Raw genomic sequence first — 19,614 nt, forward strand, 5'->3', positions numbered from 1 at the left:
ATCACTACCGCTGCATGTCGACGAAGCGGCTCAACGCGCCCTGGAAGGCGACGGGCAGCACGTCGGTGGCGCCGTTGCGGTGCTTGGCGACGATGAAGTCGGCCTCGCCGGCGCGGGGGGACTGCTTGTCGTAGGCGTCTTCGCGGTGCAGCAGGATGACCACGTCGGCGTCCTGCTCCAACGAGCCGGACTCACGCAGGTCGGACAGCATCGGCTTCTTGTCGGTGCGGGACTCCGGGCCACGGTTGAGCTGGGACAGCGCCACCACGGGCACCTCGAGTTCCTTGGCCAGCAGCTTGATCTGGCGGGAGAACTCCGAAACCTCCAGCTGGCGGGACTCGACCTTCTTGCCGGAGGTCATCAGCTGCATGTAGTCGATGATGATCAGCTTGAGATCCATGCGCTGCTTCAGGCGCCGCGCCTTGGAGCGGATCTCCATCATCGTCAGGTTGGGGGAGTCGTCGATGAACAGCGGGGCCCGGCTGACCTGGGAGGTCTTGGCCGAGATCCGGCTCCAGTACTCCTCGGTCATGTCGCCCTTGCGGATCGCGCCCATGGGGACGCCGGACTCGGCGGCCAGGAGACGCATCACGATCTCGGACTTGGTCATCTCCAGGCTGAAGAAGACGCTGCACAGCCCGTGCTTGATGGACGCCGCCCGCGCGAAATCAAGGCCGAGGGTGGACTTACCCATGCCCGGACGCGCCGCGACGATGATCATCTGGCCCGGGTGCAGGCCGTTGGTGAGGTGGTCGAGGTCGATGAAGCCGGTCGGGACGCCGGCCATCTGGCCGTGCTGGGCCAGCGCCTCGATCTCGTCCAGGGTGACCTCGACGAGCTCCGACAGCGGCTGATAGTCCTCCGAGGCCCGGTTTTCGGCGACCTCGAAGATCGCCTGCTGGGCGGCGTCGACGATGTTCACCACGTCGCCCTCGGCCTGGTAGCCCATCTGGCTGATTTTCAGCGACGCGTCGACGAGCCGGCGCAGGATCGCCTTGTCGCGCACGATCTCGGCGTAGTAGGTGGCGTTCGCCGTCACCGACACCGCCGACACGAGCTCGTGCAGGTAGATGTGGCCGCCGATCTGCTGGATCTGGCCCTTCTTGCTCAGGTTGTCGGCGACGGTGATCGCGTCGACGGGCTCGCCGCGGCCGTACTGATCCATGATCGCGTCGTAGATGTACTCGTGCGCGGGCCGGTAGAAGTCGCGGCCCTTGAGCACCTCGGTGACCTCGCCGATCGCGTCCTTGCTCAGCAGCATCGCCCCGAGCACGCTCTGCTCGGCGGGCAGATCCTGCGGCGGCGTCCGATCGGAGCCACCGCCGGACCGCCCGAAGGGGACGACATTGTCGGACCACGATCCCTGCTGGTCCATCGACATGTGATGCGTCCCTTCCTTCACGATCGCGACGCTAGGCGCCGCCTCCGACAGTTCCCGCACGTCGGCGGCGCGTGTGGGGGCCACGGTGACGGGATCATCCGAACGTAGCCCGCCCGGAGGCGTCCCACAAACCCTCCATCAACCTCCGCCTGTGGATGAAATGTGGATAGGTGTGGACCCACGCCGCACCCCCTGTGCACGACACGCCGGACGCGGTGGGCCCGCCCCGGCAACTGAACGCAGCAACCACGCCCTGACAAGGGAAAACGGTCCGATCCGCCTGTGGGTGACGGGCGGATTTTCACTCTTCCTCGTCGGCGGAAGCCGAGTTGACGTCTCCCGACCCGGGGGTGCTATGGGGGCGTCCGGGGCGCGGTTGTCCACAGGAATCGGGCACCCCTGTGGGTGACGGGGAGGCGTCCCCGCCCCGGCTGCGGCGGTGGGGTTTGATCCGCGCCCCGCGCGCGTGAAACTAGGGGGTGACTGCCCGTAACGCCCCGTGGAATAAACCCCCATGGGGTATGGTTGAGCCCGTCAGGAGGCAACACATGAACGACGACATCGCCATGCCGGAGGTGCCGAACGACGCCAGCACGCTGGCCACCGACGACACCCCGCAGCCGACGCTCGAGTCCGCGCCCGAGCAGGCCGAGCAGGCCGAGGGCTGCTGCCACCCCGACGATCCGGACGCCGCCCACCAGCACGGCTACATCACCGCCAAGGACAACTACCTCCGCCGCCTGCGCCGCATCGAGGGCCAGGCCCGCGGCCTGCAGCGCATGGTCGAGGAGGAGAAGTACTGCATCGACATCCTCACCCAGGTCTCCGCGATGACGAAGGCCCTGCAGTCGGTGGCCCTGGAACTGCTCGAGGACCACATGGCGCACTGCGTCGTCTCGGCCGCGCGCGAGGGCGGCCAGGCCGCCGAGGACAAGATCCAGGAGGCCTCCGAGGCGATCGCCCGGTTGGTCCGCAGCTGAACCCCCTGACACCCACCACTGTTCACAGCAACGAGGAGTAGAGATCGTGGATCTGAGCATCAAGGACGCCAACGCGACCGGCGGCGGCTGCAACTGCGGCTGCGGCGGCCACGAGGAGGCGGCGACCGAGCAGGCGCAGCCGACCTGTGCGTGCGGCGCCGACTGCACCTGCGGCTGCCAGGACGGCGGACCCTGCACCTGCGGTGAGGAGTCCCCGGTCGCCAAGGACACGTCCGACGCCCCGGCCGGCGCCACCGTCGGGCAGTACACCGTCTCCGGCATGACGTGCGGCCACTGCGTCAACGCGGTCACCGAGGAGGTGTCCGCCATCCCCGGCGTCACCGAGGTGAGCGTCGACCTGGAGTCGGGTTCGCTCAAGGTCATCTCCGACGCGCCGGTCGACTTCGACCGCATCGTCGAGGCCGTCGCCGAAGCCGGGGACTACTCCGTCTCCTGAGGCAGGCAGCGGGCCGGGCGACCGGCCCGCGGGCGCCCCGGCGTCCCACAACTGAAGATCCCAACCGCCAGGACCGGCCCGTCCTCGCCCCCGGGGCGACCACACGCCGGCCCTCCGCACGAAGGAGCACCACCGTGTCCACCCGGACCACCACCCCCGTCACCACCGACCCCGACCGGCGCGCGTCGCTCGAGCTCGACATCAGCGGCATGACCTGCGCGTCCTGCGCGGCCCGCATCGAGAAGAAGCTCAACAAGGTCGACGGCGTGACCGCCTCGGTCAACTACGCCACCGAGAAGGCCAAGATCCTGGCCCCGACCGCGCTCAGCCTCGACGAGCTCATCGGCGTCGTCGAGAAGACCGGCTACGGCGCCAAGGCGCCCGACCCCGCCGCGCCCGAGGTCGACCGCGTCGCCCCGCTGCGCCGCGACCTGCTGCTGGCCGCCGCCCTCGGCCTCCCGGTCATCGCCATGGCGATGATCCCCGCCCTGCAGCTGCCCGGCTGGACGTGGACCTCCCTGATCCTGACCACCCCGGTCTACTTCTGGGCCGCCCGGCGCTTCCACCACTCCGCCTGGGTCAACCTGCGCCACGGCGCCACCACCATGGACACCCTCATCTCGCTGGGGACGTCGGCCGCCTACTGGTATTCGGTGTGGGCGCTGCTGTTCACCCACGCCGGCGACCTGCACTACACGCACCCCTTCGAGTTCAGCATCGGGCACTCTGACGGCGCCGCCATCTACTTCGAGGCCGTCGTCGGCATCGTGGCGTTCCTGCTCGCCGGACGGCTGTTCGAGGCCCGCGCCCGCACCCAGTCGTCGGAGGCGCTGCGGGCGCTGCTCACGCTGGGGGCGTCCGAGGTCACCGTGCTGCGCCGCGGTAAGGAGGAGCGGCTGCCGATCGACTTCCTCAAGCTCGGCGAGGAGTTCGTCGTGCGCCCCGGGGAGAAGATCGCCACCGACGGCGAGGTCGTCTCCGGCGGCTCCGCGGTCGACGAGTCGATGGTCACCGGGGAGTCCCTGCCGGTCGACAAGCTGCCCGGCGACCACGTCATCGGCGCCACCGTCAACGTCAACGGGCGCCTCGTCGTCCGCGCCACCGCGTTGGGGGAGGACACCGAACTCTCCCGCATGGCCCGCATGGTCGAGGAGGCCCAGACCCGCAAGGCGCCCGTCCAGGCGCTCGCCGACCGGATTTCCGGGGTGTTCGTCCCGATCGTGCTCGGCATCGCCGCGCTCACGCTGGTGGGCTGGCTGCTCGCCGGCGAGACCGCCCTGTTCGCCGCCACCGCCGCCGTCGCCGTCCTGATCATCGCCTGCCCCTGCGCCCTGGGGCTGGCCACCCCCACGGCCCTGCTCGTCGGCACCGGACGCGGCGCCCGCATGGGCGTCATCATCTCCGGGCCCGACGTGCTCGAGCGCGCCCGCTCGGTGCGCGCCATCGCCCTGGACAAGACCGGCACCGTCACCACCGGCGAACTCCGCGTCGTCGGCACGGTGCCGGCGGCCGGCATCGCGGACGCCGAACTGCTCCGCTGGGCCGGGACGGCCGAGTCCGGCTCCGAGCATCCGCTCGCGCAGGCGATCGTCGCGGCGGCGTCCGAGGGCGGGCTGGGCGTCCTGGACGCCTTCGAGAACGTCCCCGGCGAAGGGGTCCGCACGCGCGTGGACGGCGTCGACGTGGCCGTCTCGCGTCCGGACGCCGTGGCGGCCCTGCCCGCCGCGCTGGCCGAGGCGGTCGACGCGTCCCAGGGCCGCGGCGAGACCGCGGTCGTCGTGGTGCGCGCCGGACGCCCGGTGGGCGTGATCGCGCTCGCCGACACCGTGAAGCCGACGTCGCGCGAGGCGGTCGCGCACCTGAAGGAACTGGGGCTGACCCCGGTGCTGATCACCGGCGACAACGAGCGCGCCGCCCGGGCGGTCGCCGCCGACGTCGGCATCGACCGGGTGCTGGCGGACGTGCGTCCCGACGGCAAGGTCGCGGCGATCCGCGACCTGCAGGCCGAGGTGGGGCAGGTCGCGATGGTCGGCGACGGCGTCAACGACGCGGCCGCGCTCGCGGCGTCCGATCTGGGGATCGCGATGGGCTCGGGCACCGACGCCGCGAAGGAGGCCGCCGGCATCGTGGTGATGCGTCCCGACCTCATGCTGGTCGTGGACGCCGTCCGGCTCTCCCGCGCCACGCTGCGCACCATCCGGACGAACCTGTTCTGGGCGTTCGCCTACAACGTGGCCGCCATCCCGCTGGCCGCGTTCGGCCTGCTCACCCCGATGATCGCCGGCGCCGCCATGGCGTTCAGTTCGGTGTTCGTGGTGTCCAACTCGCTGCTGCTGCGGCGGTTCCGGCCGATCTCCGACTAGGGGGATCCCGGGGCCGCGCGACGGGCCGGAGCCGCCGGTTCCGGCCCCGTCGTCGACGCCCGTCGCGGCAGTATCGCGGTTCGTCGGAAAGTGTCCCCGCTGACTGTCGCTTGCGAGTGATCGGGCCGGCACCCTCGCAGTCGCCAGTTATACTAGGGCTACTGGTATGACAGGAGTTGGGCATGAAGACCTGGAAAGTGGTGGTGGCCTCCGCCGGAGCGCTCGCTCTCGGGTTGGGCACCTGGGCGGGGTGGGGAGTGTGGAACAACCTGACGGCGTCCGACCGGGCCCTGGTCGCCGTGGAGCGGGCCGGCTTCGTGGAGCGAACCGCGACCGTGAACGGGCGCGCGATCGCCTACGGTGAGGGCCCGGACAACGGGCCGGCGCTGCTCCTGATCCATGGCCAGTCCACCGACTGGAAGAGCTACGCGGGTGTCCTCCCGGAGTTGGCGCGCCGCTACCACGTGTACGCCGTCGATTGCTTCGGCCACGGACGCTCCGCGCACGATCCTGCTCTCTACGACGCCGCCGGCCACGGAGTGCAACTCGGGGCATTCCTGGACCAGGTGGTCCGTGGGCCCGTCATCGTGTCCGGGCACTCCTCGGGAGGGCATCTCGCCGCGTGGCTCGCGGCCCATCACCCCGACGTCCGGGGCGTCCTGCTGGAGGACCCGCCCTTCTTCACCACCACGCTGCCGCGGGCGGCGACCACCTGGAACTACGTCGACCTGGCCACCACCGCGCATACTTTTCTCGCCGAGGGTGGCGGCGACTTCGTGGCCTACGTGAACGAGCATCAGCGGATATGGCGGTTCTTCGGTGACTCGGCCGACTGGTTCAGGCAACAGGGACGTGACTATCACACGCGGCATCCTGGCCAGCCGATCAGGTACTGGGCCATGCCCCCGGTGATGAACGAGTCCGTGCGCGGCCTGGCGGCCTACGATCCCCATTTCGGCGATGCCTTCCACACCGCCAGTTGGGACGCGACCTGGGACCAGGCCGCGACGCTGGCGTCCATCGACGTGCCGTCGACGCTGGTGCACACCCGGGTCTCCTACGACGAGGACGGAATCCTGATGGCGGCGATGGGGGAGGAGGAGGCGGCGCGCGCGCGGGCGCTCATCCGGGGCGTGGAGTTCGTCAAGACCGATACGGGCCATGGCTTCCACGTCGAGGATCCCGCCCACTTCATCCGGCTCGTCGACGGGCTCGCCGCTCGGCTTCCGTGAGCCGCGTGGGGGAGAATGGGCGCATGCCGGATCAGCACTTCACCATTCCGTCCGGGCCGCCTCCTGCCGGGCGGCTCGCGGCCACGGTCAAGGTGGGCGCCAAGGGGCAGATCGTGATCCCGCAGGACGCACGTGACATGTTCGGGATCCGGCCAGGTGACACGCTTCTGCTGCTCGCTGACGTCGAGCGGGGGATCGCCATTGTCCGCAACGACGTGTTCCGCGGGTTCACGGATGCCGCGCTCGACCACGCTGCGCCCCCGTTCCCGCCGAAGGACCCTTCTGTCTGACCGGCGCGTCACACCACAGCGACGCCGACAGGCTTGACGGAAGTCGGGCGCTCAGCCCAGCGGGAGCGGGCGGGCCGGGTGCAGGGCGTAGTCGGCCATGTGGTCGAAGACGCCGCGCAACTCCACGCGCGCCGGATCGCGGTAGTAGCCGCGCTGCGCGTCCGGGAAGTCCTCCCAGGCGCCCGAGAAGTCGAACGCCCACGTGAACAGGTCGTGGGGCTCGTCCGACACCGCGAAGAGCACCCGGAACCCGTGCCGCTCCCGGAGCGGGACGACCCGGCGCCACAGGTCCAGGAAGCCCGGCCAGCCCAGGATCGAGTACCGGCGCATCACCACCGTGCCGGCCTCGCCCGCGGCGTCCGGGGTGGTCAGCAGCTCGACGCGCACCGGCCGCTCCACCAGGTTGCCGAAGACGTGCGGCGCCGCTGACCGGCCGACCGCCAGCGCGTCCGGGTCGGTCGCCAGGGCGGCGCCCCGCGGACGTGGTCCGGGTGCGACCACAGCGCGGTCACCTTCGGCTCGGCGTCGGTCTCGACGAACGCCCGGTGCAGCACGAACCCGTGCCGGCGGCGCGCGGCGACCTCGCGCGGCCACACCCCAAGCCAGGCGTCCAGGTGTCCCGGCCGCACGGTGAAGCGCTGCAGCGTCGTCACGCCCGGCGGAACGGGGGCGCGGTCCAGGGGTGGGCTGGCCATGCCCTGATCGTTTCACGGCGCTACGGTGTCCCGGTGTCGTCCTCCGCAACCCGCCCGATCGCGGCGCTGATCCTCACCAACATCCTCGGCGGCGTGGGGGTGGCTTCGGGTGTTGCGGTGGGGGCGCTCCTGGTCGCCAGCCTCGGCGGGACCGCCGTCGCGGGTCTTGGGCAGGCAATGTCGGTGCTCGGCGCCGCCGTCGCCGCCGTCCCGCTCGCCAACCTCGCCGCCCGCCGCGGCCGCCGCATGGCGCTCGGGGTCGGCTACGTCATCGCCGCCCTCGGCGCGGTCGGGATCCTGGCCGGCGCCACCCCGGGGGTGGCTGTGGCTGACACTGGTGGGCGTCACCGCCTTCGGATTCGCCCAGGCGACGAACCTCCAGTCCCGCTACGCCGCCTCGGACGCCGCCCCGCGCGCCACCCGCGGCCGCACCATGTCGATCGTCGTGTGGGCGACCACCATCGGCTCGGTGGTCGGCCCGAACCTGAGCGAGTCCGGCGCCGAACTGGGGCAACGTCTCGGACTCAACCCGCTCGCCGGCCCCTACCTGTTCTCGCTGCTCGCCTTCGCCCTCGCCGCGCTCGTGGTCGTCGCGGTCTACGGACGCGCCGGCGCCGCCCCGGCCGGCTCGATCCCACCCGCCCCGGACGCACCGGACGCCGCCGCGGCGCCGACCCCTGGCCCGACCACGCCGGTTCAGCCGCCAGCCGCGGGCACCGCGACGTCGGCGTTCGGTGGCGTCCCGGCCCCGGTGTCCGGGACCCCCGTTCCGACGCCGGCGTACGGTGCCTCCACCTCGAGGCCTGCCTACGGCGAGCCCCCGGCCCCGCGCCCGGCTCCGCCCCCATCCCGGCCCCGACCCTGCCGCCGGGCTGCGCCCGGGCGCCCTCATGGCGCTGCGCTGGGCGATGGCCCACCCGGTCGCCCGGTTCGCGGTGCTGCTGCTGGTGATCGCCCACGCGGTGATGGTCGGCATCATGTCGATGACCCCGGTGCACCTGGGGCACGAGGGCGAGGGGCTGCGCATCGTGGGCCTGGTCATCAGCCTGCACATCCTCGGCATGTACGCGCTCAGCCCGGTCTTCGGCTGGATGGCCGACCGCGCCGGTCCCCTCAGGACCGCCCTGGTCGGACTGATCATGCTCGGCGCCTCGGCAGCGCTCGTGTTCGTCGGGTCGGCGTCGCTGGCGGTCGTGATGGCCGCCCTCATCCTGCTGGGGCTCGGCTGGTCCGCCTCCACGATCTCCGCGTCGGTGCTGCTCGCCGGGGTGAACGCCGGCGCGCTGCGGGTGCCGCTGCAGGGCGCCACGGACGCGCTGATGAACTACGGCGGCGCCGTCATGGCCCTCATCAGCGGCCCGCTGCTCGCCGCGCTCGGGTTCGGCGGCCTCGCCCTGGTCGCGGGCCTGCTCATCATCCCGGCCGCGGCCTTCGGCTGGATCGCCCGCCGGCACCGCCGCGCCGAGTCCGTGGTCTGAGCCGGACCCTCAGGAGGCGTGCGGACGCCGCCGCCGAGAGATCAGCCAGCGCACCCGCAGCAGGCTCTGCTCCAGCAGCAGCCCGGGGCGACGTCGGTCCCGAGGACCCGCCCCCGCGAGGACCTGCCCGCGGCGCGGGCGGGACGCGGCGGCGGGGTCAGCGGTCCGCGACGTCCCCGTCGATGTAGAGCCAGCGGCCATCCTCGAAGACGAAGCGGCTGCGCTCCCGCAGGACGCCCGCGCGGCGTCCTGCGCGCCAGGACGCGGTGAACGTCACGGTGCCGGCGTCCTCCCACGCCCGCCCGGCCTCGGTCGCCTCGATGACCAGACCTGTCCAGACGGTGTCGGCGTCCAAACTCAGGTCGGCCGGACGCGTCGAGGGGTGCCAGGTGTCGGCCAGGTAGCCGGTCAGCCCGCGCGCGAACGCGGCGTAGCGCGAGCGCATCAGCGCGGACGCCGTGGGTGCGCCGCGGCGTCCGGCGTGGAAGGGCCCGCAGCACGCGTCGTAGGGCTTGCCCGACCCGCAGGGGCACGGGTCGCTCACGGCGCCCCCCGCTCGCCGGGGCCCGACCCGTCGGAGGCCTCCTCAGGGCGCCCACGGTCGTTCCCGCCCGGCGCGTCCTCGTCCGGGTCCGGCGCATCGCCGCCGGCCGGGAGGCCCGGTTCCGCGCCGCCGACGTCCCCGGACCGGGCTGCGGCCCCACCCGGAACGGCCCCACCCGGAACGGCCCCACCCGGAACGGCCCCGCCCGGAACGGCCCCGCCCGGTACGGCCGCACCCGGAATGGTCCCACCCGGAACCGCGTCGCCGTCGGGCGGGATCGCGTGCATGGACTCGGCCACCGGCCGCCCGGCGGCGAGGTCGCGGTACAGGCTGATGATCGCCTCGGACTGGTGGTGGATCGTCCACCAGGACGCCATCTCGCGGGACCGGGCGTGCGCCCGCGCCGCGAAGTCGGGCGACTCCAACCGCCGGATCATCGACACCAACTGCCGGGCCAGCGACTCCGGGGTGGGGCGGGCGAACAGGCCGTTCACGCCCTCGTCGACCACCAGCCGGAGCTCGGGGTCCACGGACACGATCGGCAGCCCCGCGTGCGCCGCCTCGTGCAGCACCAGCGCCTGGGTGTCGGTGGTGGACGGGAACGCGAACACGTCCGCGGACGCGTAGTACGGGCCCAGGTCGTCGCGCGGCACCTGGCCGACGAGGGTGACGCCGCCGCGCCGCCGCGCCGAGCGGAGCTTCTGCGCCAGCGTCGAGGACACCTTCCAGTCGCCGACGAACATCAGCTCGGCGTTCGGGATCTCCTCCCGGACCCACGCGAAGGCGTCCACGAGCAGGGCGATGTTCTTCTCCGGCGCGATCCGCCCCACGTACAGGATCCGCGGCCCGGACGCCGCCGGCAGCGGCCGGCCCTCGGGGAGGGCGTCCAGGCCGTTGGGGACCACCCGGATCCGGGAACGGAACGCGAGCTCGCGGACGCGCAGCGCCGTCTTGTCGGAGGGGGCCGTCACCAGCTCGGCGGCCTCCAGCATGCCGCGGGCGGCGTTGAGCAGGCTGCGGCGCGACAGGCTGCCGCCGCGCAGGCGGAACCGGAGCCGCCGCAGCGACAGCCAGTTGCGGTCGACGAGCCAGCGCCGCATCTCCTGAAGCTGCGGGCGCTTCATGCCCCGCGTGGCGACCTTCAGCAGTTGGTAGAAGGCGTCCATGAAGGGCGTGAGCATCGCGTAGTGGTCGGCGTAGGCCTCGAAGTCGGTGTGCCAGGTCACCAGCAGCGGGCGCTCGACCCGGTCGGCGGCCCAGACCCCCAGCAGCCCGATCGGGCCCAGCCCGTGCACGTGGATGATGTCGGGCGGGTCGGCGGCGAACTCGTCCAGCGCCCGCTCGAAGCCGCGGCCGCCCGCGACGGCGACCGGGACGCCGGGCAGCTTGATCGAGGGCAGCCGCTTCTCCGAACGCAGCGGATGGTCGCGGTACGGATTGGGCCCGTCGGTGGCCGGCGCCACCACGAGCACCTCGAAGCCTGCGGCGAGCAGTTCCCGCTCCAGGAACTGGACCGCGAACAGCAGCCCGCTGGGGGAGGGGCCGTAGTTGTCGGTGAACAGCGCCACCCGTAACCGACGGCCCGTCGGCGCCGCTCCGGAGGGGACGCCGTGGGCGGCGGGGCTGTGGCGGGCGCGGGTCGGCTTGGAGGGTTCCATCGCCCCCGATCCTACGGGGAAGGGCGACCGCCCGCGGCCGGGCGCGGTTGCGAGGAACGCCTCCGCCCGCGGCGGGATCGGATTACCGTGAAAACGGAGGGGTCACGACGGTGGCCTCCCCGCTACACCCCCGAAGCTGTTACCCCACAGAAATGGAGCGTGACGTCATGACGTCGTACGTGGCAGTGCTGACCTTCCCCAACAGCGCGGACGTCTACCAGGCGTACTCGGACCTGAAGTCGTCCCCCGTCATCGGCGAGGTGGGCTCGGCGGTGATCCTTCAGCGGGACGCCGACGGTGCCCTCACCGTCCCGCAGGACTTCGACCCCGGCGCCGGCGCCGGCGTCGCGACCGGCTCGCTCGTCGGCCTGCTGGTCGGCATCCTGGGCGGACCGCTCGGCATGCTGCTGGGCTGGGGCGCCGGCGCGGCGATCGGCGCCCTGACCGACGCGGATCGCGCCGACGACGCCGACTCGGCGCTGTCGGTGCTCGCGCGGAGCGTCCCCGCCGGGCGCAACGCCCTGGTGCTCCAGACCGAGGAGACCGACGAGTCCGCCCTCGACCACTTCGCCGCCGACCGCGGCGCCACCATCGTGCGCCAGCCGCTCGACGAGGTGCTCGCCGAGGCGGAGGCGGAACAGGACGCAGCCGAGGTCGCGCGCGAGGCTGCGAGCGAGAAGCTGCGGTCGGAGCGCAAGGCCGGGCGCAAGGAGAAGATCGAGGACCGCATCGCCGCGCTGAGGGCGAAGCTGGAGCAGCTCTAGGCCGGCGCCCACCCATGCACGAGGTCCCCGACCACGCTGTCGGGGACCTCGTCGGCGGAGCAGGTCCGCCTCAGGGTGGCTTCGGACCCGCTAGAGCGAGCCGTACCGTTCCTTGGCCGCCTGGATCGCCCCGACGTAGCCGCCGCGCTCGATCGCGTCGGCGTCGGTGACCATCGGCAGCGCCACCATGCCGCGCATCTGGTCCAGCGAGGTGAACCCCTTGCGGACCAGCCAGCTGTGCAGCCCGCCCACGAGTTCGGCTGTGTAGCCGCGCCCGTGCCGGATGAGCGACGCCGTCGTCATCACGACGTCGGCCCCGGCCAGCAGGTACTTCACGACGTCGTCGCTGGTCTCCACGCCCGTGGACCCCGCCAGCGAGGCCCGCGTGTGGTTGCGGAGCGCCGCGATCCACGTGCGGGGGAGCCGGCCCTCGTGCGGCGTGGACAGGTCGAAGGACGTGTCCATCCGCAGGGTCTCTGGGTCGATGTCCGGCTGCAGGAAACGGTTGAACAGCACCAGGCCCGCCGCGCCGGCGTCCACCAGCTGCAGGGCCATGTTGCCCGGCGAGCTGAAGTACGGCGACATCTTCACCGACACCGGGATCCGGACCGCGTCGGCGACAGCCGCCACGATCTCCAGGTGCCGCTTGGCGACGACGTCGCCGGTCGTGGCGATGTCGCCGGGCACGAAGTAGATGTTCAGCTCGATCGCGGACGCCCCCGCGTCGGCCAGCTCGCGGGCGAACTCGACCCAGCCGCCCAGGTCGGCGCCGTTGAGCGAGGCGATGATCGGGACGTCGACCGCGTTGACGGAGCGCTCGACCAGCGACAGGTAGGTGTACGCAGCCGACTTGGTCGTGATCGGGTTCGCCGGGAAGTAGTCCAGCGCCTCGGGGGAGGCGTTCTCATGCGACGCGATCAGCGCCTCGTCACGGGCGACCTCGGCGCGCAACTGCTCCTCGAACAGCGAGTAGAGCACGATCGCGGACGCCCCGCCCTCGGCCAGGCCCTTCACGCCGTCGACGTTCTGGCTGAGCGGACCGGCGGACGCAACGACGGGGTGCTTGAGCTCGAGCCCCAGGTAGGTGGTGGTCAGATCCATCGCTCACTCCTTCGCATCGGCGGCGAACTGGCCGGCCCCGCGGGCCGCCATCTCCTCGTAGTCGCGCCAGCGGCGCTCGACCTGCTGCTGCCCGAACTCCAGCATCCGCTCGGCGGCCTCGGGGTCGGACTGCCGCAGCATCCGGAACCGTAGCTCGTTCTCGTGGTACTTGCTCAGCGGGAAGCGCGGGCGCGGCGAGTCCAGCAGGAACGGGTTCCGGCCGGCCATCCGCAGCACCGGGTTGTACCGCATCAGCGGCCAGTGCCCCGAGTTGACGGCCAGGTACTGCTGGTCGAGGCCCTTCTTCATGTCGATGCCGTGGGCGATGCAGTGGCTGTAGGCCAGGATGATCGACGGCCCGTCGTAGGCCTCGGCCTCCCGGAACGCCTTCAGCGTCTGCTCCGGGTCGGCACCCATCGCCACGCGGGCGACGTACACGTTGCCGTAGGAGATCGCCTGCAGGGCCAGGTCCTTGGAGATGGTCTCCTTGCCGGCGGTGGCGAACTTCGCCACCGCGCCCATCGGCGTCGCCTTGGACGCCTGGCCACCGGTGTTGGAGTACACCTCGGTGTCCAGCACCAGCACGTTGACGTCCCGGCCCGAGGCGAGCACGTGGTCCAGGCCGCCCGAGCCGATGTCGAAGGCCCAGCCGTCGCCGCCCACGATCCACACCGAGCGGCGCAGCAGGTGGTCGGCCACCGAGCGCAGGTCGGCCGCCTTGGGGCCCTCGAGGCCGTCCAGGACGCCCTTGAGCTCCTCGACGCGGGTGCGCTGGGCGCTCAGGTCGGACTCGTACTGCTGCTCGGCGTCCAGGATGGCGTCCACCAGGTCGTCGTTGCCGATGACGGGACGCATCTCGTCCAGCCGGGTGCGCGCCAGCTCGGTCTGCAGGTCGGCGGCCAGGCGCAGGCCCAGGCCGAACTCGGCGTTGTCCTCGAACAGCGAGTTGGACCAGGCCGGGCCGCGGCCGTACTTGTTGCTCGACCACGGCGTGGTGGGCAGGTTGCCGCCGTAGATCGAGCTGCAGCCCGTCGCGTTGGCGATGGACGCGCGCCCGCCGAACAGCTGGCTCAGCAGCTTCAGGTAGGGCGTCTCGCCGCAGCCGGTGCAGGCGCCGGAGAACTCGAACAGCGGTTCGAGGTACTGGACGCCGCGGACCGTCGCGAAGTCCACCCGGCTGCGCCGGTTGATCGGCAGCGACTCGAAGAACGCCACGTTGGTGCGTGCGGGCTCGCGGTCCTCGACGAGCTCGAGGTTGATCGCCTTGCGGTTGTGGCCGCCGTTGCGCACCTTGACCGGGCACGCCTCGACGCACAGGCCGCAGCCGGTGCAGTCCTCGGCGTACACCTGCAGGGTGTAGCGGGCCCCGGGCAGGCCGGCCGCGTTCAGCTCGGCGGTCTGGAAGCCGTCGGGCATGCCGTCGAGCGCCGTCTCGGGGTAGTACTTGGCGCGCAGCACCGAATGCGGGCACACGAAGGCGCAGTTGCCGCACTGGATGCACTCCTGGGGGTCCCACACGGCGACGATGTCGGAGATGTTCCGCTTCTCGTACTGCGTGGTGCCGCTGGGGTAGGTGCCGTCCACCGGCAGCGCCGACACCGGCAGCAGGTCGCCGTTGTCGAGCAGCATCTGCGCGGTCACGTCGCGGACGAACTCGGGCGCGTGGTCCGGCACGGGGGCGAGCAGCTGCTTGTCCGAGACGGGCGCGTCCGGCACCTCGACGCGGTGCAGGTGCGCGACGGCGGCGTCCACGGCGTTCTCGTTCTTGGCCACCACGTCGGCGCCGCGGCGTCCGTACGTCTTGCGGATGGACTCCTTGACCGCCTCGACGGCGTCCTCGCGCGGCATCACCTTGCTGATGGCGAAGAAGCACGTCTGCAGCACGGTGTTGGTGCGGTTGCCCATGCCGGCGGCGCGGGCGACCGCGTTGGCGTCGATCGTCCACAACTCGCAGTCCAACTCGATGAGGCGGCGCTGCATCCCGACCGGCAGGTGCGCGAACAGCTCGTCGGGGCTGTGGTGGCTGTTGACCAGGACGACGGTGCCCCGGCGGGCCATCTTGAGCACGTCGACGCGCTCGAGGATCGACCAGTGATGGACGCCGATGAAGCCGGCCGCGTTCACCAGGTAGGGCGCGGTGATCGGCTTGGGGCCGAAGCGCAGGTGGCTGACGGTGCGGCTGCCGGACTTCTTGGAGTCGTAGACGAAGTAGCCCTGGGCGTACGTCCCGTCCTGGCTGCCGAGGATCTTGATGGTGTTCTTGTTGGCGCCGACCGTGCCGTCGGAGCCGATCCCGAAGAAGACCGCGCGCAGCGTCTTGTCGGACTCGACGTCGATCTCGGGGTAGTCGATGCTCAGCATCGTCACGTCGTCGTTGATGCCGACGGTGAACCGGGGCCGCGGCGAGGGCTTGTCGAGCTCGTCGAAGACGCCGATGACCATGCCCGGCGTGAACTCCTTGCTGGACAGCCCGTAGCGTCCGCCGATCACGCGCGGCAGGGTGGCCCGCGCGCCGGAGGAGACCGCCTCGGCCAGCGCCGAGGTCACGTCGAGGAACAGGGGCTCGCCGCCCGCGCCGGGCTCCTTGGTGCGGTCCATGACCGCGATGCGGGTGGCCGAGGCCGGGATGGCCGCGAGCAGCTGCTCCACGGGCAGCGGGCGGTAGAGCCGGACGTGGACGACGCCCACCTTCCGGCCGCGCTCGTTCATGTACTCCACGGCCTGCACGGCGGTCTCGATGCCCGAGCCCATGATGACGATGACGGCTTCGGCGTCCGGGTCGCCGTGGTACTCGACCAGGCCGTAGCCGCGTCCGGTGAGCGCGCGGTACTCGTCCATGGCCTGCTGGACGATGCCGGGCACCTTCTCGTAGAAGGGGTTGACCGTCTCGCGGCTCTGGAAGTAGGTGTCGGGGTTCTGCGCCGTGCCGCGGATGTAGGGGTGCTCCGGGCTCAGGGCCCGGTTGCGGTGCTCGATGATGAGCTCCTCGGGCACGTAGGCGCGCAGGTCGTCGTCGCTGAGCATGTCGAGCGTGTTCAGCTCGTGGCTGGTGCGGAAGCCGTCGAAGAAGTGCAGGAACGGGACGCGGCTGCGCAGCGTGGAGAGCTGCGCGATGGCCGCCATGTCGTGCGCTTCCTGCACCGACGCCGAGCTGAGCAGGGCGAAGCCGGTCTGCCGGACCGCCATGACGTCCTGGTGGTCGCCGAAGATGGACAGGCCCTGGGCGGCCAGCGAGCGGGCGGCGACGTGGAACACCGTCGAGGTCAGCTCGCCGGCGATCTTGTACATGTTCGGGATCATGAGCAGCAGGCCCTGCGACGCGGTGAACGTCGTGCTCAGCGCGCCGCCCTGGAGGGCGCCGTGCAGCGCGCCGGCGGCGCCGCCCTCGGACTGCATCTCGATGACGGTGGGCTTGACGCCGAAGACGTTGCGGCGCCCCTGGCTGGCCCAGTCGTCGGCGAGCTCGGCCATGGTCGAGCTCGGGGTGATCGGGTAGATGGAGCACAGCTCGTTGAGCCGGTAGGCGACGGAGGCGGCCGCCTCGTTGCCGTCGATGATCGCTCGGGTCATGGTCGTGTCAGTCCTTCTCAGCGCTCGGGGATCATCTCGATGGCGTGGACCGGGCACTGCTCGTAGCAGGTGCCGCAGCCGGTGCACTTGGCGTAGTCGTACTTGTAGCGCAGCCCCTTGCCGAGTTTGATGACCGCGTCCTCGGGGCACGAACCCAGGCAGCCGTCGCACTCGATGCAGTTGCCGCAGCTCAGGCAGCGCCACGCCTCGGTGCGGGCCTCGGTCTCGGTGAGGCCGCCGACGACCTCGTCGAACGCGACGCGCGCGGCGACGGCGAGCTCGGGCTGGGTGGTGCGGCGGTTGTCGCCCCAGTACCAAAGATTGAGCTTGTCGAAGCTGGCCAGGTCGTGCTTCTCGGTGAGGATCGCGGGCATGTTGGACAGCCACAGGTCGATCATCTTGGCGGCCTTCTTGCCGTGGCCGACGCCGATGGTCACCGTGCGCTCGGAGGGCACCGCGTCGCCACCGGCGAAGATGCCGGGGACGTCGGTCATGAGGGTCCTGGGGTCGACGTTGACGACGTCGCCGTCGAAGCTCATGCCGGGGATCGAGTGCAGGAAGCCCGAGTCGGCCTCCTGGCCCAGCGCGAGGATGACCGTGTCGGCCTCCAGCGTCTCGAAGCGGCCGGTGCCGCGCGCCTTGCCGGCGTCGTCGAGCTCCATGATCTCGACCTGCATCTGGCCCTCGTCGAACTGGTTGATGGTGCGCAGCCAGTTCATCTTGACGCCCTCGCGGACGGCCTCGGCGTGCTCCTCGGCGTGCGCGGGCATCTGCTCCTGCGTCCGCCGGTAGACCACGATCGACTCCTCGGCGCCCAGGCGGCGGGCGGTGCGGGCGGCGTCCATGGCGGTGTTGCCGGCGCCGTAGACCGCGACGCGGCGTCCGATCAGCGGGCGCTCGCCGGAGGCGACGTCGCGCAGGAAGCTCACGGCGTCCACGATGCGCCCGGCGTCCATGGTGGGGATGTCGACCCGCTTGGACAGGTGCGCCCCGATCGCGACGAACACGGCGTCGAAGTGGCCGGCCTTCTGCTCGGCGAGCAGGTCCTCGACCTTGTGGTTCTGCACGAACCGGACGCCCAGGTTGCGGATGCGCTCGATCTCGGCGTCCAGGACATCGCGGGGAGGCGGTACTCGGGGATGCCGTAGCGCATCATGCCGCCGGGCAGCTCGGACCCGTCGTGGATCTCGACCTCGTGGCCGAGCATCGCCAGGTGGTAGGCGGCCGACAGGCCCGAGGGGCCGGACCCGATCACCAGGACGCGGCGTCCGGAGGTGCGGGCGGGCTTGAGGAACTGCCAGGCGTTCTCGATGGCGGCGTCGCCGAGGAACCGCTCGACCGAGTGGATGGAGACGGCGCCGTCCAGCTCGATGCGGTTGCAGGCGGTCTCGCACGGGTGGTAGCAGACCCGGCCGTGGATCGCCGGGAACGGGTTGTTGCGGGTCAGCTCGCGCCACGCGCCCAGGTCGTCCTTGGCCTTGACGAGGCGCAGCCACTCTTGGATGTTCTCGCCGGCGGGGCAGGCGTCGTTGCAGGGCGGCAGCAGGTCGACGTAGATCGGCATCCGGACGCGCACGGGTCCGACGCGGCCCGCCGAGGTGCCCAGATCGGGCAGTTGTGTCAGGTTGCGGGTCGTGGGCTGGTCCATGCTCAACCTCCGAGTCGGGGCACTGATGCGGTAACACTACCTTTTGTAGTAGATCCCCGCAGGCTTGGCAAGCGTTTTCCCGAGAGATAATTCGGCAAGGTTGTCGACACGAAAAACATTTCGTGTTAGTGGGGCTGATGATGGGGTTCGCCGCTCGCGCTGCTGCGTCCCGCGTTGGGGGCGGTCTGGGGCGCGTCGCCCGCGTTCGCGACGAGTGGCCCGCGTTCGCGACGAGTGGCCCGCGTTCGCGACGAGTGGCCCCCGTTCGCGACGAGTGGCCCCCGTTTGCGACGAGTCGCCCTCGTTTGCGACGAGTCGCCCTCGTTTGGGACGGGCCGCCCCCGTTTGCGACGAGCAGCCCGCGTTCGCGACGAGCCCCCCGTTCGCGACGAGTCGCCCCCATTCGCGTCAGTTGCCCACGTAGGAAAGGGGGCAACTGGCGCTAGCGGGGGCGACTGGCCGCGGCCGTCTCACTGCAGGGGGCTGTGAGAGCCCCCGTGATCGAGCGGGCGTCTCGCGGCGGGCTGGCGTCTCGCGGCGGGTTGGGTGTCCCGTTCATCGAAGAGGCGGGACGTGGTCGGAGCCGAACGCGGTGCCGCAGTGGCGAGACGTCCAGGTCGGCGGCCGGTCAGGACGCCGAGGTGCGGACCATGCGGTGCATCATGAGGTCGCCCCATTCGGGGCCGGAGCGGCCGCCGAAGCCGTCGAGGCGGAAGCCGTTGCGCTCGTAGAACCGCTGCGCGCCCGCGTTCCCGTCGATCACCCAGAGGTAGGCGTCCTGGTGGTCGGGTAGGACGGCGTCCAGGAGTTCCTGGCCCAGGCCGCCGCCGCGCACCTCGGGCATCACGTACAGCGTGTCGAGGCACCGCTGCGCGCCCGCCGGGACGTGGGCGTCCCCGAACAGGTGGAGTTCCCAGTCGCCGACGCCCTTGAAGGCCGACGCCACGCCGATGACGGCGCCGCGCGCGCTGCGCGCGATCCGGTGGCGCGCCTCGGGTTCCACGCCGGCCTCGGCGGCCGCCGCCTCGGCGTCCAGGTCGGCCGCGAAGGCGGCCCGTCGCTCCGGCGCGGACTCCCACAAAGCGGCCGCGTGGCCGGCGTCGGCGAGGTGGGCGTAGGCGACGTGCTGCATGGCGATGTGGGCGCGGACGGTGTCGTCGATGTCGGCCGCCGTGAGCGGCGCGATGGAGGCGTGGTGCATCCCTCCATGATCGCAAACCAGGGGGTCCGCGCGCGCATCGGGGTTGCCGCGAGTTGCTGCAACCCGACGGCAATGTTCCGATTTGGGTGGTGAGACCCCGGCGTCCGTGTTGCACTCTACTTACACGAGCAACGCAAGATCTGCTTACACGAGCAATGATCGTGTGGTCAGCGATGACACCCGATGCGGGGTGTTGTGGCCGGCCCTCGGTGGGCCTCAGGCTCGCCTCACACACAAGGAAAGGCCGACACA

15 protein-coding genes and 1 pseudogene are annotated in these 19,614 nt (G+C 71.5%); 7 read left to right on the forward strand and 9 right to left on the reverse strand.

What is annotated here, in order from left to right:
* Positions 1 to 4 precede the first annotated feature (4 nt).
* Positions 5 to 1,375, reverse strand: coding sequence for a replicative DNA helicase (gene dnaB / locus G7070_RS09995; RefSeq protein WP_206080123.1), 1,371 nt, complete (start codon positions 1,373 to 1,375; stop codon positions 5 to 7).
* A gap of 554 nt (positions 1,376 to 1,929) precedes the next feature.
* On the opposite strand from dnaB, the gene G7070_RS19585 reads away from it, so the two are divergent.
* The 5 genes from G7070_RS19585 to G7070_RS10020 all read left to right on the forward strand — a co-directional run bounded on the left by G7070_RS19585 (position 1,930) and on the right by G7070_RS10020 (position 6,703).
* Complete coding sequence (locus tag G7070_RS19585; RefSeq protein WP_348981457.1) at positions 1,930 to 2,361, forward strand: metal-sensitive transcriptional regulator; 432 nt, start codon at positions 1,930 to 1,932, stop codon at positions 2,359 to 2,361.
* Positions 2,362 to 2,407: 46 nt separating this feature from the next.
* Entirely contained in the window at positions 2,408 to 2,818 is a 411-nt protein-coding gene (locus G7070_RS18705) for a heavy-metal-associated domain-containing protein (RefSeq protein ID WP_246226997.1), read from the forward strand.
* Positions 2,819 to 2,952: 134 nt separating this feature from the next.
* A complete protein-coding gene (locus G7070_RS10010; RefSeq protein ID WP_348981458.1) occupies positions 2,953 to 5,181 on the forward strand; it encodes a heavy metal translocating P-type ATPase in 2,229 nt (742 codons plus the stop codon).
* A gap of 182 nt (positions 5,182 to 5,363) precedes the next feature.
* Positions 5,364 to 6,413 carry an alpha/beta fold hydrolase gene (locus tag G7070_RS10015; RefSeq protein WP_166233621.1) on the forward strand — a complete coding sequence of 350 codons (1,050 nt, stop codon included), beginning with the start codon at positions 5,364 to 5,366 and terminating at the stop codon, positions 6,411 to 6,413.
* 23 nt (positions 6,414 to 6,436) lie between these two features.
* The gene (locus G7070_RS10020) at positions 6,437 to 6,703 is read left to right on the forward strand and encodes an AbrB/MazE/SpoVT family DNA-binding domain-containing protein (protein ID WP_166233622.1); all 267 of its coding nucleotides are present in this window, start codon (positions 6,437 to 6,439) and stop codon (positions 6,701 to 6,703) included.
* Positions 6,704 to 6,754: 51 nt separating this feature from the next.
* On the opposite strand, the gene G7070_RS10025 is transcribed toward G7070_RS10020, so the two are convergent.
* Complete coding sequence (locus tag G7070_RS10025; protein WP_166233623.1) at positions 6,755 to 7,090, reverse strand: hypothetical protein; 336 nt, start codon at positions 7,088 to 7,090, stop codon at positions 6,755 to 6,757.
* Positions 7,072 to 7,398 carry a hypothetical protein gene (locus tag G7070_RS10030; RefSeq protein ID WP_166233624.1) on the reverse strand — a complete coding sequence of 109 codons (327 nt, stop codon included), beginning with the start codon at positions 7,396 to 7,398 and terminating at the stop codon, positions 7,072 to 7,074. Before G7070_RS10030 ends, G7070_RS10025 begins: the two co-directional genes overlap by 19 nt.
* Before the next feature lie 890 nt (positions 7,399 to 8,288).
* Between G7070_RS10030 and G7070_RS10035 the strand changes: the two genes are divergently transcribed.
* Positions 8,289 to 8,876 (forward strand): MFS transporter, encoded by a 588-nt coding sequence (locus tag G7070_RS10035; RefSeq protein ID WP_166233625.1) that lies wholly within the window; start codon positions 8,289 to 8,291, stop codon positions 8,874 to 8,876.
* A 157-nt stretch (positions 8,877 to 9,033) separates the two neighbouring features.
* Here G7070_RS10035 and G7070_RS10040 read toward each other — a convergent pair whose 3' ends face one another.
* Together G7070_RS10040 and G7070_RS10045 are read right to left on the reverse strand one after the other, a co-directional pair.
* Entirely contained in the window at positions 9,034 to 9,420 is a 387-nt protein-coding gene (locus G7070_RS10040; RefSeq protein ID WP_166233626.1) for a YchJ family protein, read from the reverse strand.
* Entirely contained in the window at positions 9,417 to 10,988 is a 1,572-nt protein-coding gene (locus G7070_RS10045; protein ID WP_166233627.1) for a glycosyltransferase, read from the reverse strand. The genes G7070_RS10040 and G7070_RS10045 overlap by 4 nt, the downstream gene beginning before the upstream one ends.
* 257 nt (positions 10,989 to 11,245) lie before the next feature.
* Between G7070_RS10045 and G7070_RS10050 the strand changes: the two genes are divergently transcribed.
* Positions 11,246 to 11,842: a DUF1269 domain-containing protein gene (locus G7070_RS10050; protein ID WP_166233628.1), complete on the forward strand. Its 597-nt coding sequence runs from the start codon at positions 11,246 to 11,248 to the stop codon at positions 11,840 to 11,842.
* A 90-nt stretch (positions 11,843 to 11,932) separates the two neighbouring features.
* Here the strand turns inward: G7070_RS10050 and G7070_RS10055 are convergent, their stop codons facing one another.
* The 4 genes and pseudogenes from G7070_RS10055 to G7070_RS10070 all read right to left on the reverse strand — a co-directional run bounded on the left by G7070_RS10055 (position 11,933) and on the right by G7070_RS10070 (position 19,362).
* Positions 11,933 to 12,943, reverse strand: coding sequence for a dihydroorotate dehydrogenase-like protein (locus G7070_RS10055; protein WP_166233629.1), 1,011 nt, complete (start codon positions 12,941 to 12,943; stop codon positions 11,933 to 11,935).
* 3 nt (positions 12,944 to 12,946) lie between these two features.
* A complete protein-coding gene (gene nifJ / locus G7070_RS10060; RefSeq protein ID WP_431977943.1) occupies positions 12,947 to 16,534 on the reverse strand; it encodes a pyruvate:ferredoxin (flavodoxin) oxidoreductase in 3,588 nt (1,195 codons plus the stop codon).
* Positions 16,531 to 18,161: pseudogene (locus tag G7070_RS10065) on the reverse strand (NAD(P)-binding protein). The gene nifJ and the pseudogene G7070_RS10065 overlap by 4 nt, the downstream one beginning before the upstream one ends.
* A 628-nt stretch (positions 18,162 to 18,789) precedes the next feature.
* Positions 18,790 to 19,362, reverse strand: coding sequence for a GNAT family N-acetyltransferase (locus G7070_RS10070; RefSeq protein ID WP_166233631.1), 573 nt, complete (start codon positions 19,360 to 19,362; stop codon positions 18,790 to 18,792).
* Positions 19,363 to 19,614: the final 252 nt, after the last annotated feature.

The sequence above is a fragment of the Propioniciclava coleopterorum genome (assembly GCF_011393335.1).
In the GTDB taxonomy this organism is placed as follows: Bacteria; Actinomycetota; Actinomycetes; order Propionibacteriales; family Propionibacteriaceae; genus Propioniciclava; species Propioniciclava coleopterorum.